The 15,159-nt window shown below is 74.9% G+C and carries 14 protein-coding genes; 6 read left to right on the top strand and 8 right to left on the bottom strand.

All coding sequences use genetic code 11. From position 1 onward, the window contains the following. Positions 1-28 precede the first annotated feature (28 nt). From ACSLTV_RS22660 to ACSLTV_RS22685, 6 genes are all read left to right on the top strand, one after another. Positions 29-1,303: an ATP-grasp domain-containing protein gene (locus ACSLTV_RS22660; RefSeq protein ID WP_432134822.1), complete on the top strand. Its 1,275-nt coding sequence runs from the start codon at positions 29-31 to the stop codon at positions 1,301-1,303. Beyond that, on the top strand, positions 1,290-2,567 hold the full coding sequence (locus tag ACSLTV_RS22665; protein WP_435612779.1) for an MFS transporter: 1,278 nt from the start codon (positions 1,290-1,292) through the stop codon (positions 2,565-2,567). Before ACSLTV_RS22660 ends, ACSLTV_RS22665 begins: the two co-directional genes overlap by 14 nt. Positions 2,568-2,648: 81 nt before the next feature. After that, positions 2,649-3,248, top strand: coding sequence for a phosphoribosylanthranilate isomerase (locus tag ACSLTV_RS22670; protein WP_432134824.1), 600 nt, complete (start codon positions 2,649-2,651; stop codon positions 3,246-3,248). A 186-nt stretch (positions 3,249-3,434) separates the two neighbouring features. Next, positions 3,435-4,847 carry a phenylacetate--CoA ligase family protein gene (locus ACSLTV_RS22675; RefSeq protein WP_432157459.1) on the top strand — a complete coding sequence of 471 codons (1,413 nt, stop codon included), beginning with the start codon at positions 3,435-3,437 and terminating at the stop codon, positions 4,845-4,847. Next, on the top strand, positions 4,844-5,566 hold the full coding sequence (locus ACSLTV_RS22680; protein ID WP_432134826.1) for a hypothetical protein: 723 nt from the start codon (positions 4,844-4,846) through the stop codon (positions 5,564-5,566). The genes ACSLTV_RS22675 and ACSLTV_RS22680 overlap by 4 nt, the downstream gene beginning before the upstream one ends. Continuing rightward, positions 5,556-6,827, top strand: a complete 1,272-nt coding sequence (locus tag ACSLTV_RS22685; protein ID WP_432134827.1) for an amidohydrolase family protein — start codon at positions 5,556-5,558, stop codon at positions 6,825-6,827. The genes ACSLTV_RS22680 and ACSLTV_RS22685 overlap by 11 nt, the downstream gene beginning before the upstream one ends. Positions 6,828-6,857: 30 nt before the next feature. On the opposite strand, the gene ACSLTV_RS22690 is transcribed toward ACSLTV_RS22685, so the two are convergent. The 8 genes from ACSLTV_RS22690 to ACSLTV_RS22725 all read right to left on the bottom strand — a co-directional run bounded on the left by ACSLTV_RS22690 (position 6,858) and on the right by ACSLTV_RS22725 (position 15,155). Then, complete coding sequence (locus tag ACSLTV_RS22690) at positions 6,858-7,523, bottom strand: flavodoxin family protein (RefSeq protein ID WP_435612780.1); 666 nt, start codon at positions 7,521-7,523, stop codon at positions 6,858-6,860. Further along, positions 7,493-8,092, bottom strand: coding sequence for an anthranilate synthase component II (locus ACSLTV_RS22695; protein WP_435612781.1), 600 nt, complete (start codon positions 8,090-8,092; stop codon positions 7,493-7,495). Before ACSLTV_RS22695 ends, ACSLTV_RS22690 begins: the two co-directional genes overlap by 31 nt. After that, a complete protein-coding gene (locus tag ACSLTV_RS22700; protein WP_435612782.1) occupies positions 8,089-9,573 on the bottom strand; it encodes an anthranilate synthase component I family protein in 1,485 nt (494 codons plus the stop codon). The genes ACSLTV_RS22695 and ACSLTV_RS22700 overlap by 4 nt, the downstream gene beginning before the upstream one ends. Before the next feature lie 148 nt (positions 9,574-9,721). After that, a complete protein-coding gene (locus tag ACSLTV_RS22705; protein WP_435612783.1) occupies positions 9,722-10,399 on the bottom strand; it encodes a phenylalanine--tRNA ligase beta subunit-related protein in 678 nt (225 codons plus the stop codon). Continuing rightward, complete coding sequence (locus ACSLTV_RS22710; RefSeq protein ID WP_435612784.1) at positions 10,396-11,709, bottom strand: Gfo/Idh/MocA family protein; 1,314 nt, start codon at positions 11,707-11,709, stop codon at positions 10,396-10,398. Before ACSLTV_RS22710 ends, ACSLTV_RS22705 begins: the two co-directional genes overlap by 4 nt. A 56-nt stretch (positions 11,710-11,765) precedes the next feature. Continuing rightward, positions 11,766-12,881, bottom strand: a complete 1,116-nt coding sequence (locus ACSLTV_RS22715; RefSeq protein ID WP_435612785.1) for an Ldh family oxidoreductase — start codon at positions 12,879-12,881, stop codon at positions 11,766-11,768. A 68-nt stretch (positions 12,882-12,949) separates the two neighbouring features. Then, positions 12,950-14,257 carry a M20/M25/M40 family metallo-hydrolase gene (locus tag ACSLTV_RS22720; RefSeq protein WP_432134834.1) on the bottom strand — a complete coding sequence of 436 codons (1,308 nt, stop codon included), beginning with the start codon at positions 14,255-14,257 and terminating at the stop codon, positions 12,950-12,952. Beyond that, positions 14,250-15,155, bottom strand: a complete 906-nt coding sequence (locus ACSLTV_RS22725; protein WP_432134835.1) for a sugar phosphate isomerase/epimerase family protein — start codon at positions 15,153-15,155, stop codon at positions 14,250-14,252. The genes ACSLTV_RS22720 and ACSLTV_RS22725 overlap by 8 nt, the downstream gene beginning before the upstream one ends. Between the last annotated feature and the right edge of the window lie 4 nt (positions 15,156-15,159).

The raw sequence follows: 15,159 nt of genomic DNA on the forward strand, positions 1-15,159 counted from the left end.
CCCCACCGATCCGGAGTCCGGAGACCCCATGAACCGTCACGTACTGATCATCAACCGCTGGGCCAACTCCTTCGCGGAGTACCACCGCTACCTGGACCACACCACCGACCGCTTCGCCTACCTGACCACCGAGGCCGGGCGCGCGCCGCTCGACGAGCGCCTGGCCGAGGACATCCGGGTGCTGCCCGACCTGGGCGACACCCGGCAGGCCCTGGAGCTGACCGCCGAACTCGTCGCCCGCCACGGCCCGTTCACCCACGTCCTCGCGCTCTCCGAGTTCGACCTGGAACTGGCGGGCGAGATCCGCCGCCGCTTCGGCGTGCCGGGGCGCGGCCCCGACGAGGTCGCCGCCGTGCGGGACAAGGTCGTGATGAAGGGCCGGGTCGCGGCGGCCGGACTGCGGGTGCCCGCCTTCCGGGAGACGCCGACCGCCGCCGCCGTACGGGAGTTCGCCGCGCTGCACGGCCTGCCGTTCGTGCTGAAGCCGCGCGCGGGCGCCGACAGCCAGGGCGTGCACGTGGTGCGCTCCGCCGCGCAGCTCGACGGCCTGCTCCAGGACGACGACACCGTCGACCTGGCCGAGGCGCAGTGCGAGGAGTTCGTCGACGGCGTGCTCTACCAGGTGGACGGGGTGGTGTCGGGCGGTGTGCTGCTCACCTCGCGCTCCTGGCGGTGCGGCGGCAGCTGCCTGGACTTCGCCACGGGTACGGCCTTCAGCTCCGTCGCCAACGACGACCCGGAGTTCGAACGCCGGGTGACCGACTTCGCCGAGCGGGTCTGCGCCGCCCTCGGCATCACCGACGACGTCTTCCACCTGGAGGTGTTCCGCACCCCGCCCGCCGCCGGCGACGACCTGGTGTTCCTGGAGGTCGGGGCGCGGGCCGGCGGGGGACAGGTCCGGTACGTCTGGGACGAGGTGTACGGGGTCGACCTGGTCGCCGCCTCCGCCCTGGTCCAGCTCGGGCAGGAGCCGAGCGTCGCGCCGACGGACCTGTCCGGACCGGTCGCCGGATACCTGATGATGCCCGAACCGCCCGTCCGGCCGGCCGTCGTGGACGCGGTGACCTCGCTGGTGGACCGGGTGCCCGGGATGTACGCGGAGACGCTGCCGCCGCCCGGCGCGGTGCTCAGCGGCAACGGCGGCGCGGTGCACACCGCCGGTGTCTTCCGCTACCGCGCGGCCCGCTCGGCCGACGTCGAGGAGGCGATCCGGCGCACGCTGGCGGCGTACCGCCTCGACTGGCACCCGCTGCACACGGCGCCCGACCCGATCCTGCCGGAGGCCGCCGATGTCCGCGTCTGAGCTGCTCGACGCACCCGCGGCCGAGGCGGAGCCGGAGCGCCACCGGGGACTGTGGCACCACCGGGACTTCCGCCGGCTGTGGGCCGGGCAGACCGTCGCGCTGCTCGGCTCCCGGGTCACCGAACTCGCCCTGCCGGTCACCGCGATCGTGCTGCTGGACGCGGGCCCGGCCCAGCTGGGGCTGCTGAACAGCGCCCAGTACCTGCCGGTGCTGTGCGTCACCCTGCTCGCCGGGGTGCTGGCCGACCGGGTACGGCGCCGCCCGCTGCTGATCACCGCCAACCTCGGGCGGGCCGCGATCCTCACCGCCGTGCCGCTGCTGGCCTGGCTGGGCGGCCTGGGCATCGGGGCGCTGTGCGCGGTCGCGTTCGCCACCGGGGTGCTCACCGCCCTGTTCGACGTGGCCTACCAGGCGTACCTGCCGTCCCTGGTGCGCAAGGAACAGCTGGTCGAGGGCAACAGCAAGCTCCAGGGCAGCCGCTCGGTCGCGGAGACCGCCGGGCAGGGGCTCGGCGGCACGCTGATCCAGCTGCTCACCGCGCCCTTCGCGATCCTGCTGGACTGCTTCGGCTACCTCTTCGCCACCGCCATGCTGCTGCGCATCCGCACCCCCGAGGCCCGGCCCGCCCGCCCGGCCGGCGGCCGCTCCTCGGTGCGGGCGGACGTCGTGGCGGGGCTGCGGATGACGCTGCGCAGCCGGCTCCTGCGCGTGATCATGCTGCACGCGTCCCTGTACAACCTGCTCTGGGACGTCGTCCTGGTCGTCTTCCCGCTGTACGGCCTCCGCGAGCTGGGCCTCGGCCCGGCCGGGCTGGGCCTGGTCATCGCGGCCGGCAGCGTCGGCGCGTTCGGCGGCGCCCTGTCCGCGGGAACCCTCGGCGTACGGCTCGGGACGGGCCGCGCCATGGTCGTCGGCATGGCCGTGGCCTCCGCCGCGACCCTGCTGCTGCCGCTCGCGCCGGGCTCCGGCAGCACCCTCGGGTACGCGCTGCTCGGCACCGGCTACGTCCTCAACGGCTTCGGCATCGCCGTCTTCAACATCCACTCCGTCACCCTGCGCCAGGCCACCGTGCCCACCGAGCTCATCGGCCGGGTCAGCGCCACCTTCCGGTTCGTCACCTGGGCGGTGATCCCGCTGGGCGGGCTGCTCGGCGGCCTCCTCGCGGCGGCCGTCGGCCCCCGCGCCGCCCTCGCCGTGACGGCGGCCGGCCTCACCGCCGGAGCCCTGGCCTTCCTGTGCTCGCGCACGGCCACCCGCTCCTGACCGGCGGTACCGCCACCCCCGCCACCCACCCCTGTGCGAGCATCGGGCTCGTCACCGACCAGGAGGAACGAGGAACACATCGTGTACGTCAAGGTATGCGGCCTGAGCCGGCCGCAGGACGTGGCGGCCGCCGTGGCCGCCGGGGCCGACGCGGTCGGGTTCGTCCTCACCCCGAGCCCCCGGCAGGTCGGCCCGGCCGCCGCCCGCGCCCTGGCCGCCCTGGTTCCGCAGGGCGTCGCCACGGTCGCCGTGTTCCGGGGCGAGCCGGTCGAGGAGGTGCGCCGGGCCGCCGCCGCGGCGGGCGTCGACACCGTCCAGCTGCACGGCGGGGAGCCGCCGGAGGCGTTCGCCGCGCTGCGCGCCGACGGCTTCCGCCTGATCCGCGCCGCGTCACCGGGCGGTCCGGCCCCCCTCGACACCGGCGCCTACGGCGAGGAACTGCTGATCGTCGACTCGCCCGTGCCCGGCTCCGGCGAGCGCTGGGACCCGGCCGCGCTCGGCACCCCGCCCACCGGGTCCTGGCTGCTGGCCGGCGGACTCGGCCCGGACAACGTCGCCGAGGCGGTCACCGTCCTGCGGCCCTGGGGCGTGGACGTGTCCAGCGGCGTCGAACGCTCCCGGGGGGTGAAGGACCCCGCCCTGATCGAACGGTTCGTGACCGCCGCCAAGGCGGCCTCCTGACCACCGCGTTCCCGCGCGGTACTCCCCCCAGGGCACAACCGCCTGTCACCTAAGGCGGATTGAGGGCGCGGCGGTGCGGCCCGCAGTATCGGATGGCCGTCTCCCGGACGCGTACGGGCGCACCCAGGCACGCCTGGTGCACGGCACTTCCGTCCACCGCACCCGCCGAACCACCTGGGGGAAACCATGTGGCTGCCCACGTCCGGGAAGTACCGCGACTTCACCGAGCGCTATCTGACCCTGCACGACCGCTACACCGCCGGTGAGCTCGGCGAAGGCGAGTGGCGGGAGTGGGCCGAGCGGCAGCTGCGCACGGTCGTCGCGCTGGCCCGCGACGGCTCGCCCTTCTACGCCCGCCACCTCGCGGACGTGACCCCCGGCGAGCTGACCCTCGACGGGCTGCGGCGGCTGCCGTTCACCACCAAGGACGACCTGCGCGCGGCCCTGCACGACATCCTCAGCCGCGACCTCGACGAGGCGTGCTTCTACTACGAGACCACCGGCACCACCGGCCCGGCCACCCCGTGCCCCCGCGACGCCCGCGAGGTCATCGCCTCCAACGCGCACGTCACGGAGAGCTGGCGCGACATCTTCACCGACGTCTTCGGCGACCGCGCCCCGCGCGTCGGCATCATGGGCCCCACCGAGGTCCACTCGCTCGGCGACACCCTCGGCGACGTGGCCCGCAACGTCGGCTCGGCGGTCGCCAAGATCTGGCCGTACTCCCCGGTCATCGGCTTCCCCAAGGCCCTGCAGCTGATGCGGGACCTCGCCCTGGACGTGGTCTTCTGCACCCCCAACGTGGCACTGTCCCTCGCCAAGGCCGCCCTCGCCGAAGGGCTCGACCCGCGCCGCGACTTCGCCGTGAAGGTCTTCCTCGTCACCGGCGAGATGTGCACCCCCGACCTCGCCCGACAGATCGACCAGGCGTGGGGCGCCCGCACCTACAACGCCCTCTACGGCGCCCAGGAGACCCTGGTCATCGCCTCCGCCTGCGCCCGCGGCCGGCTCCACCTGGCCCGCCCCAACTACGTCGCCGAGATCGTCGACCCGGACACCGGGGCGTCCCTCGGCGCGTACGGCACCGGCGAACTCGTCGTCACCATGCTGATCGAGGGCGTCAAGCCGCTGATCCGCTACCGCACCGGCGACCTCGTCGAACTGAGCCGCAACGACTGCGGCTGCGGCATCCGGGGACCCGTCGTGCGGGTCGTCGGCCGCACCCGCGACCGGATCGCCCTCGGCGGCCGGCACTTCCAGGCCTGGCAGATCGAGCAGGCCGTCCTGGACGGCGTCGACCACGCCTACGGCTACCAGGTCGTCATCGACCGGGACGAGGCCGGCGACGACGTGCTCACCGTCCGCCTCGACCTGCCCGGCGGCTCCGCGCCCGGCCGGGACGCCGCCCACGCGGCCCGCGTCGCCGGCGCGCTCGGGGTGCGCTGCCGGGTCGAGGCACTGGCCGAGCTGGACCCCGTCACCACGACCGGCGCCTTCGTCAGCTGGAAGGCCGCCCGCATCCACGACCGGCGCGGCCCGCTCGACCACGAGGCCGCCGCCGCCCGCCGGCTCGCCGGAACCCGGGGGCACCGCGCATGACCGAGCCCCTGCCGGCCGGCCCGGCCACCACCCTGTCCGACCCCGACCTGACGCCGTTCCCCATCCTGTGGGAGCCCGCCCGCATCCCGCACTCGCCGCTGCTGCGCCCCGGCACCCTGCGCGTCGGCACCCTCGGCCCCCACGGCACCACCTCGATGGTCGCCCTGGACCGGCTCGCCCGCCGCCTCGCCCACCTCGGCGGACCGGTCGTCGACCCGGTGCCCTACGACTCGTTCGAGGAACTGCTCGCCGCCGTCGGCAGCCGCGGCGGACCCCGCTACGCGCTGGTGCCCGGCGCCGCCGAGTGCGCCACCCGCTTCTTCTGGTCCCCGGCGCTGCGCCTGGACGCCACCTTCTCCACCCCGACCCCCCAGTACGGCATCGCCACCCGCGCCCCCGGCCTGACGGAAGGCGTGCTGCGGCTGGCCACCCTGCACGAGACCCGACGCCTGGTGGAACTCCTCGACGGCGTCGAGGGCGGCCGGGGCGGCTACGAGGTCGCCTGGGTGTCCGCCGAGTCCACCCTGCACGCCGCCCAGCTGGTGGCCGAGGGCCGCGCCGACGCCGCCGTCACCAACGAGCCCGGCCGCGCCGCGCACCGCCTGGTCTTCCAGGCGTCGCGGCCCGGCGTCCCCATGGTGTGGATGGTGTTCGGGCCCGCCGTGCTCGACCGACCCGCCGCCTACGCCACCTCAGGAGCCGACCACCGTGACCGCTGACCGCCGACTGCTGCTGCACGACGTCACCGTCCAGGAGGGCCTGGGCCGCGCCTCGCGGCCGGCCCGCTCCGTCCTGCTGTCCGGCGAGCGCGTCGAGGCCGTCCTGCCGGCCGCCGAGGCGCCCGCCGAGGGCGACTTCGTCCGCTGGGACCTCGCCGGGGCGACCGTCATGCCCGGCATGACCCTCGGCCACACCCACATCGCGTACGTCAACGTCACCAACGGCCGCGAGACCCTGTTCAAGTACCGGGTCCCGGAGGTCGCCCTGCACGCCGCACGGCACGCCGCCGACCTGCTGACCTGCGGCTACACCGCGTTCGTCGGGGCCGGTTCGGTCGCCGGGATCGACATGGCGCTGAAGAACGCCATCGAGGCCGGCGTCATCCCCGGCCCGCGCGTCACCCCGTGCAGCCGCGACCTGATGGTGTCCGGACCGCCCGGACGGCGCAGCCCCGACCTGAAGCAGCGGATGCCCCGCGAGCTGATGCCGGTGGTGGACGTCCTCGGCGACCTGGTGAAGTACACCGAGGAGGAGATCGACGAGGGCGCCGAGATCATCAAGGTGTTCTCCTCGGGCGACGACACCTTCCCCAACGCCCGCTCCGAGGAACTGCTGTTCAGCAGGGAGGAGCTGACGCAGGTGGTGCGGACCGCGCATGCCCGCGGTGCCCGGGTGCGGGCCCACTCCCGCGGGCTGGACGGCATCCGCAACGCGCTCGCCGCGGGCGTCGACGTCATCGACCACGCCACCTACGCCGACGACGCGGCGCTGGAACAGATCGCCGAGCGCGGGGTGTTCGTCGTGCCGAGCCTGTTCCAGCCGGACCGGCTGCTCGCCCTCGGCGAACGGTTCGGCAAGGCCCCCGACTACCTGGAGGCCCTCGACTTCGAGAAGGAGATCGAGAACACCCTGCGCTTCCTGCCGCTCGCCGAGGACCTCGGCCTGAAGATCGTGCCCGGCGACGACTTCGGGTTCGCGTGGACGCCGCACGGCACCTACGCCGACGAGCTGGTGATGTACGCCGAGCGGGCCGGCATCGCGCCCGAGACGGTCATCAAGTGGGCCTGCGCCCACGGCGCCGAGCTGGCCGGGCGCGGCCACGACGCCGGGACGGTGGCGCCGGGCCGCCTCGCCGACCTGGTGGTCTGGGACCGCGACCCGGCGGCCGACCTGCGGGTGCTGCAGGACCGCGGCGCACTGCGGTCGGTGCTGATCGGCGGGCGGCACGCGGCGGGCCCGCTGGCGCCGCCCGTGCGCTGAACGCGCCGCCCCTGTCCTGCGACGGGCTGGTCACCCCGCCAGGGTGAGCAGCCCGTCGCGCTCGTTGCGGGGCAGCGACAGCAGGCGTGCGGTGTCCTCCCGGCCGCCGTGCGGCAGCAGCAGCACCCGCAGCAGGTCGATCATGCGGTCGATCAGGCCGCGCGCCGCGGCCATGCCCTCGTGGTCCTCCTCCGGCGCGAACTGGTCGTGCACGAAGGCGGGGAAGCCGCTGCCGGCCACGATCATCCGGTTGAGCAGCACGTTGTCGATCAGCTGCCCGTACACCCGGTCGTGGCTGTAGCGGCGGCCGGTGACCACCACGCCGGCCACCTTGTTGGCGAGCGGGCGCTCGAAGCGCAGATGCCCCACCCCGGCCCGCTCGATGAAGTTCTGCATGGCGCCCGCCAGCCCGAACCCGTGCACCGGCGCCGCGTACAGCACCCCGTCGGCCCGCACCAGCCGGTCCACCAGCGCCGGGACGTCGTCGTCGACCGCGCACGGCACGGGCCGCACGTTGCAGTCGCCGCACGGCCCGCACGGCGTGATCCGGTACTCGGCGAGCGGGATCACGTCCAGGTGCACGCCGTGCTCGGCGGCCGCCGCCGCCAGCACGCGCAGGACCCGCGCGGTGAGACCGTCCGGCCGCTCCGAGCCGTTGAGCGCGGCTATGGTCGCCCAGGGGATGTCACTGGCCATCGCTGTATCCCTCCAAGGAAGTTGTCGACGAAGGCCGCTCCCGACCTCGTCGTGATGCTCTCGGGGTGGAACTGCACGCCCTCCACCGGCAGCCGGCGGTGCCGCAGCCCCATCACGCAGCCGTCCTCCCGGGCCCGCGCGGTCACCACCAGCGCGTCCGGCGGCGGATCCGCCACGGCCAGCGAGTGGTAGCGGGTGACCTCGGTGCCGCCCGGCAGGCCCGCGAAGACACCGGTGCCGTCGTGGGCGAGGCGGCTGGTCTTGCCGTGCACGGTCCGCGCCGCCCGCTCGATCCGGCCGCCGTAGGCCAGCCCGATCGCCTGGTGCCCGAGGCAGATCCCGAGCAGCGGCACCCGGCCCGCGAACCGGCGCACCAGCTCCACGTGGCCGGAGTCGGCCGGATGCCCGGGACCGGGCCCGAGCACCACCGCGTCCGGGCGGCGGGCGGCCAGCTCGGCGGGGGAGTACGCGTGGGAGGCGACCAGCTCGGTGGCCGCTCCGCGTCCGCGCAGGTAGTGGTCGATGATGTGGACGAAGCTGTCGCGCGCGTCGACGAGCAGGACCCTCACGCCGTCAGCTCCTCGCCCGTCAGGGCGGTGTACACCGCGCCCATCTTGACCAGTGTCTCGCGCCACTCGCCGTCCGCCGTGGAGTCGGCGACCACGCCGGCCGACGCCTGCAGCGCGTACGTCCCCGTCACCGGGTCGTGCACGGCGGTGCGGATGCACAGGGCGAGCGTCGCGGCCCGGCCGCGGACGTCGACCAGGCCGACGGCGCCCGCGTACGCGCCGCGCGGCCGGCCCTCGATGTCCAGGATCAGCTCCATGGCGCGCACCTTCGGCGCGCCCGTCATGGTGCCCGCCGGGAAGGTGGCCGCCAGCGCGGACCACACGTCGGCGCCCTCGGCCATCTCACCGCGGACCGTGGAGACCAGGTGGTGAACCCGGGCGAACCCCTCGACCGCCGTCATCCGCTCGACCGCGACGGTACCCGGCACGGACACCCGGGCCAGGTCGTTGCGGCACAGGTCGACGAGCATGATGTGCTCGGCCCGCTCCTTCTCGTCGGCCCGCAGCGCCGCCACCCGGCGGTCGTCCTCGGCGGGGTCCGCCGAGCGCGCCGCGGTGCCCGCGATGGGCCGCATCACCAGGGACCGGCCCTCCAGCCGGAACAGCAGCTCGGGGCTGGCGCCGAGCAGGGTGCGGCCCGCCCACGGCACCAGGTACATGTACGGCGACGGGTTGGCCCGCCGCAGCCTGCGGTAGGCGTCCAGGGCCGGCAGCGGCGTGGTGACGTCGAGGCGGTGGCCGATCTGGATCTGGTAGACGTCGCCCGCCCCGATGTGCTCCAGACAGCGGCGGACGCGGGCGGTGAACTCCTCCCGGCGCACGGTGTCGCGCACCGCGGTGGGCCGGGGCGCCGTAGGCACCGGGGCCTCCTCGGCCGGCAGCCCGTCCACCAGAGCGGTCAGGTCGGCGCCGAGGGCGCCCGGCCCGCCGAACTCGGCTGCGTCCGCGTACAGCTGACGGGCCTCGCCGGTGTCCAGGTTGTAGCGGACGACGTACCGGAACAGCGTGAGGGCGATCTCCGGGGCGCCGCCCGGGGCGCGGGGCGGCAGCCGCTCCAGGTGCCACGCCGCCTCGTAGCCGAAGACCGCGAGGAACCCGAACGCGTACGAGCCGAGGGGGACGTCCGTCGTCACCGCGAAGCACCGGTCCAGTGCGCGCAGCAGCCGGGGCACGTCACCGGCGGCGTCGCGCACGGCCGTCCGCAACCGGTCGGCGAGCGCGGGCCGCCCGTCCACGGCGGGCCGCCCGTCCCGGACCGTGACCCGGGCCAGGACGTCGGCGCCGACGGCGGCGAACCGGCAGTCCTCGTCGGGGCCGGCCAGGCTCTCGAAGAGGAACACCTGGTCGTCGCCGAGCAGCCGGCGCAGCTCGGTGCACAGGGCGAGCGGGGCGTGCGGGGGCAGAGCGGTCCGCGCCACGGTCACCCGCAGGGGTGCGGTGTCCGCGCGCGGTGGTGCGGGCGCGATGGCGGTCATGGTCATCGTGGACGGTTCCTCTTCGGTCCGAGGGTCGGTTCAGCGGCGTACCGTCAGCCAACCAACACCCCCGGAACACGGGGCAGTCCACTGGCCGGGGGCGGTGCCGTACCACTTCCCCGCCCGGCCGTGACCCGCCGCCCGGCCGGGCCGGCTACACCGGGCCGCCCAGCAGGGCGGCCGCCTCCAGCAGCGCGTCCCGGCAGGTGTCCTCCTCGACGCCGGGCACCGCGCAGGCCAGCAGCAGCACCCGGCGGGTCCCGGGGGTCACCGCCTGGTGGACGCCGTCCCGGTGCGCGAACAGCGACAGCACCCGGGCGTCGTCCGCGAGCACCGGCCGCCCCGCCTCCGGCACCACCGGCCCGTCCGCGCCGAGCGCGGTGAACTCCTCCGTGCCGTCGGCGAGCCGCAGCCGCACCTCGCCGGTCAGCTGGTCCCGGTCGAACAGGCCGAGCGCGACCAGGGTGCGCACCGCGACCGCGTTGACCGCGTCGACGGCCGGGTTGATCCGCGGCCAGGACCCGGCCGGCTTGCCGCGCAGCCCCCGGTCGATCAGCGCCTGCACGGACGGCGGCTGCTTGTCGGGGTGGGAGCCCAGGCGCCGGCTCAGCTCCCGGTAGGCGGCCACGGCCGGCGCCGACCGCACCTCCGACCGGCTGGCGCCGGTCCACCGGGCGTGCGCCTCGGCCCACACGGAGTCGGCCGCGGCGACGCCGCCCGGGGCGATGTCCGCCTCCAGGGTGAGCACCTGCACCCCGGGCATCAGGGCGCGGGCCTCGGGCGAGACGTCGATCTTGCGGAAGGTGGGGGTGCGGCGTACGGCGCCGGTCATCGGGTGCCTCCGGAGAAGGTGAGGGTGTCCGCGGTGTGCAGGTCCAGGTCCTCGGCGGTGAGGACGCGGTCGGTGTCGATGAGGATGTTGTAGTGGTTCGGCGCGTGGCACTCGTCGAATCCGGCCACCCGCCCGATCGGCCCGCCCGGCCCCGTCACCAGGTCGCCCCGCTCGATCACCGTGCCCGCCGGGAACTCCGCGAAGCCGAGGAACCCGACGTGGTCGACGCGGTCCCCGGTGGTGGCGGGCCGGTCGGTGGTGGTGACCAGTTCGTGCACGTCACCGGCGCGCACGCACCGCGACCGCCACGGCGACAGCCGCATCCCGCGGTCGGTGCGCCGGTGGAACAGCAGCTTCACCAGCCGCGCGCCGACCGGGTCCTTGGCCGGCATCCGCAGCCGCTCCTCCTTCGTCCGGCCGACGGCGTACGCCTCCTCGACCAGGTCGACGATGTGCGGGCCGCGGTCGGGCTCGGCCCGGCCGTCCCGTACGACCCGGTGGAAGTCGGCCATGATGCCCGCGTACTCGTGGTCCAGGGACGACTTGAACTCCTGGAAACCGTCGAGCATGTCGGCGCGCAGCTCCCGGCCGTCCTTGAGGTGCACGGTGATGTCCTTGCGCTCGCCGCTCTCCAGGGCCCAGTCCAGGTCGACCCGCACCGGGATGCCGTCCTCGGTGGCCAGCCGCAGCTCGGCGCAGAACTCGACGCCGGCCCGCACGTCGCCGATGGTGGCGTCCTTCAGGGTGAGCGGGCCCAGCACGGTCTCCAGGGCGTCCAGGGCGTTGGGTCCGTTGTCGATGACGCAGCCGCCGCCGCACCGGTCGATGTCCTGGTACCAGCGGTCCGTCCCGGTGTGCTCCTCGATCTTCTCGTCGTAGTGGCCGGTGACGTGCGAGATCAGCGCCCGCTCGGGCAGCCGGGCCGCCAGGTCGAGGACGTGGACGTTGTAGCGGCGGTGGAAGGCGGTGAACAGCGTCGCGCCGTGGGCGTCGGCCAGCGCCGTCAGGGCGTGCGCGTCCTGCGCGGCGACGGTCAGCGGCTTCTCGCAGCACACGTGGACCCCGGCGCGCAGCACGTCCGCCACCACGGGGGCGTGCGCGTGGTTGGGCAGGGTGACCACCACGCCGTCCACCAGGCCGGAGGCGAGCAGTTCGCGGTGGTCGGTGAAGAGGGCGGTGTCCGGGCCGAACCCGGCCAGTTTCCGCTCGTCCAGGTCGCACACGGCGGTCAGCCGCAGCTCCGGGTCGTCCTCGACGGCCCGCAGGAAGAAGGGCGCGATGACGCCCAGTCCGATCACTCCGATACGCATGGTCGTGGGCTCCTTCTGGGATGTGCCGTCGTCCGTCGGGGGAGTGCCGCGGCGGTTCACGCCGCCGCTCGCAGGTCCTGGGCGGCCAGCGCCCCGGGCGCGGTGACCCCGAGCCGTCCGGCGAGCGCGGTCAGGCCCTCCGCGACCGGCAACGGCAGCTCGACGCCCTCGCGCCGCGACCGCTCGTAGCGGGCTGCCTCGGGGGCCCCGGGGTAGGTGACACCCCGCGTCGCGTACGCGGCGGCCGGGGAGTTCGCGACGGTGTCCAGCAGGACGCGGTTCTCGGCGGCGATGTCGTGGGCCGAGCCGAAGGCCGACGGGTCGATCACGATGGCGGTGTGGCCGACGTTGTCGTCGCCGGCGGGCTGCCCCTCGAGCACGCCGGGACGCGGGCCGTACGCGGAGCCGGACAGCGGGCCGCACAGCAGGTCGACCAGGAGGGCGAGGCCGAAGCCCTTGGCGCCGCCGGTCTCCCCGGGCCCGCCGAGCCAGGCGACGTCCGCCTCCTCCGCCATGAACGCGGCCGGGTCCGTGGTCGGCGTGCCGTCGTGCCGCACCAGCCACTCGCGGGGCACCTCCCGGCCCTCCCGGTGGGCGGCCTTGATCTTACCGGTGGCGACCACCGTGGTGCTCATGTCCAGCACGAACGGCACCCCCTCGGTGACCGGTACGGCGGCGCTGATCGGGTTGGTGCCGAGCATCCGCACCGTGCCGCCCAGCGGCGGTGCGACGCCCTGTGCGCCGCAGTTGGTCATCGCCAGCCCGATCAGCCCGGCCGCCGCCGCCTTCTGCGTGTAGTAGCCGGCGCTGCCGAAGTGGGTGCTGTTGCGGACGGCGACCATGCCGATGCCGGTCTGCCGGGCCTTGTCCATCGCGATGTCCATCGCGAGGTCCATGGTGACCAGGCCCAGCCCGCGGTCCCCGTCGAGCAGGGCGGCCCCGGACGTCTCCCGGACCACGCGCGGCGCGGCGTCGGCGGCGATCCGGCCGTCCAGCAGGCGGGGCGCGTAGATGTTCACCAGCCCGTTCGTGCCGTGCGTGGTGAAACCGTGCGCGTCGGCGTACGTGATCACGTCGGCGGCGGTGCCGGCGGCCTGCTCGTCGAGGCCGCACTCGGCGAGGACGGAGCGGACGAAGGAGGACAGGTCGGCGAGGGGGACGCGGACGGTCATGGCGGGTTCCTTCTCTCTACGGACGACGAATGTGTGGGTACGACAGGGAAACGGGGGGAGGAGGCCGGTCAGGCGACGCGGGCCGCGAACGCGTGGACCAGGTCCTTGACGCGCTGCGCGTAGGCGTCCAGGTCGTCGAGGTCCACGAACTCGCCCGGGGTGTGCGCCCCGTTGGCGTCCAGCCGGCCCGGCCCGCAGGCGGCGACGTAGCGGCCGGGGCCCGGCGCCCAGATGGCGTCGCAGGTGAACGCGGAGCCGTCGGCCAGCCCGTCGTGACGGACGAACCCCGCCTCGGACAGCACCAGTTCGGCCTCCGGGTCGCGGTTGCGCAACGTGGGCAGCCCCTGCTTCAGCCAGTCCAGGCGGACCACCCGCCGCCAGTCCCGCACCGTGCGCCGGTTGAACGGGTCGTGGGCGTGCAGCTGGGCGAACTCGGTGCGCGCCTCCTCGATCAGCACCTCCAGCGAGGCGGCGAGCAGCTCCGCCTGCTCGGTCGTCGGGTAGGCGATGTTCAGCAGCAGCCGCCCGTCGCCGTACACCCGGTTGTGGGCGGTGCCGGTGTGCAGGCCCGACACGCAGAGCTTGGCGCCCATGCCGTGGGCGAGCGGGCCGAGCCGGCGGGACAGGAAGTCGGCGAGGAAGCCCAGCAGCACGGTGGCGTTGTGGCCGTCGCCCGGGTGGTCGTCGGTGGAGTCCTCGCCGTGCACCGTGATCAGCGGGGTCATCGCGGCCGTGCAGCCGTCCATGAAGGTGCTGCCGGTGGGCTCGGCGAACACCATCAGGCGGCCGGTGTACCCGGCGTCGACCAGGGCGCGGGTGCCGTACGTGCCCATCGCGCCGCCCTCCTCGCCGGGCACCGAGGCGATCTGCACCTCGACCCGACCGTCCAGGCCCGGGTCCTCGGCGAACGCGGCGGCCACCCCGACGGCTGCGGCGATCCCGGGCCCCTTGTCGTCGACGGCGCCCCGGCCGTGCAGGACCCGCCCCTCCAGACGCGGCGGGACGTGGGGGCCCACCGTGTCCACGTGGAAGTTGACCACCAGGCGCCGCTCCTCCGGCTGCGGCGACCCGAACCCGACGACCACCGAGGGCTGCCCGGCCAGGAAACCGGGCAGATCCCGGCCCGCCGCCTCCCGTACCGGCGCCGGCACCTCGGGCCGCTCCAGCAGCTCCGGCGCGGGGGACTGGTGCAGCACGGTGGTGAAGCCGCGCTCGGCCGCACCGGCCAGGAACACCCGCTGCGCCCGCGCCGCGCCGTCCAGGGGACCGCCCTCCAGGGGCGACACCGAGTCGACGGCCATCAGCTCGGTCAGCCAGTCCACGTCGGCGGCGCTCAGGCCGGTGCCGGTGCGGGCCGTCCGGGTCGACTCAGCCATGGTGGCTCTCCTTCCAGTACAGGGCGCGGGCGGTGGTGTCGACACCGAGCAGCGCGGTGAGGCGGTGGGCGTACTCGCGGTATCCGGCGGCGAGCGCGCCGGGCTCGCCGGTCAGTCCCAGGTGCGGGATGCGGGCCAGGTGCGGCTCCAGGCTGTAGTGGCCGCGGTAACCGTGCTCCTCCAGCAGGCGCACGCACCCGGCCACGTCGGCCGTGCCCTCGCCCGGCATGGTGAACTCGGCGCTCCCGTCGGGCCGTACCACGCCGTCCTTGATGTGCACGTGGTCCACCCACGGCAGCACCCGCCACAGGAAGTCCAGCGCCTCGTAGCCGTAGGCCAGCCCGTTGCCGGTGTCGAACAGCAGGCGCAGCCGGGGGCTCGCCACCTCCTCCAGCATCCGCACCGTGTGCTCGGCGCTCTGCCCGCCCCAGCCCTGGCAGTTCTCGTGCAGCAGGGTCACGCCCAGCCGCTCCGCCTCACGGGCCAGCAGCCGCATCCGGCGCAGCGCCTCCGTACGCCACTCGTCCGGCGGGCGGCCGTCGTTCGGGTACGACATCACCCGCAGCCGGGAGCAGCCGAGCAGGGCCGCCACCTGGGCGGAGCGCTCCAGGACCGCCAGCTCGGCGTCCATGTCGCCGCCGACGGTGGTGGACCAGGAACCCACCGGGGTGTCCACGACCGGCACCCGCAGCCCGGTGACGATGGTGCGCCGCGCCAGGTCGGCCGCGTCACCGGTGGGCAGCTCGTGCAGGCCCCGCCCGTCGACGGTGCGCAACTCGATGGCCTCCATGCCCAGTTCGTGGTGGAGGGCCAGCTGGCCGGTCAGGTCGAGGGCGGCCTCGTCACCGATCCCGCACAGCCGGTCGGGGGTGATCCGGGAGCCGTTCAGCAGGGTCACCGTC

Origin of the sequence: Streptomyces sp. bgisy159 (assembly GCF_965341775.1) — a bacterium.
Classification (GTDB): domain Bacteria; phylum Actinomycetota; class Actinomycetes; order Streptomycetales; family Streptomycetaceae; genus Streptomyces.

What these genes read in the sequence shown, in the direction of transcription:
- ACSLTV_RS22660 (WP_432134822.1), top strand. Translation starts at nt 29, where the DNA reads ATGAACCGTCACGTACTGATCATCAACCGCTGGGCCAACTCCTTCGCG.
- ACSLTV_RS22665 (WP_435612779.1), top strand. Translation starts at nt 1,290, where the DNA reads ATGTCCGCGTCTGAGCTGCTCGACGCACCCGCGGCCGAGGCGGAGCCG.
- ACSLTV_RS22675 (WP_432157459.1), top strand. Translation starts at nt 3,435, where the DNA reads ATGTGGCTGCCCACGTCCGGGAAGTACCGCGACTTCACCGAGCGCTAT.
- ACSLTV_RS22680 (WP_432134826.1), top strand. Translation starts at nt 4,844, where the DNA reads ATGACCGAGCCCCTGCCGGCCGGCCCGGCCACCACCCTGTCCGACCCC.
- ACSLTV_RS22690 (WP_435612780.1), bottom strand. Translation starts at nt 7,523, where the DNA reads ATGGCCAGTGACATCCCCTGGGCGACCATAGCCGCGCTCAACGGCTCG.
- ACSLTV_RS22700 (WP_435612782.1), bottom strand. Translation starts at nt 9,573, where the DNA reads ATGACCATGACCGCCATCGCGCCCGCACCACCGCGCGCGGACACCGCA.
- ACSLTV_RS22705 (WP_435612783.1), bottom strand. Translation starts at nt 10,399, where the DNA reads ATGACCGGCGCCGTACGCCGCACCCCCACCTTCCGCAAGATCGACGTC.
- ACSLTV_RS22710 (WP_435612784.1), bottom strand. Translation starts at nt 11,709, where the DNA reads ATGCGTATCGGAGTGATCGGACTGGGCGTCATCGCGCCCTTCTTCCTG.
- ACSLTV_RS22715 (WP_435612785.1), bottom strand. Translation starts at nt 12,881, where the DNA reads ATGACCGTCCGCGTCCCCCTCGCCGACCTGTCCTCCTTCGTCCGCTCC.
- ACSLTV_RS22720 (WP_432134834.1), bottom strand. Translation starts at nt 14,257, where the DNA reads ATGGCTGAGTCGACCCGGACGGCCCGCACCGGCACCGGCCTGAGCGCC.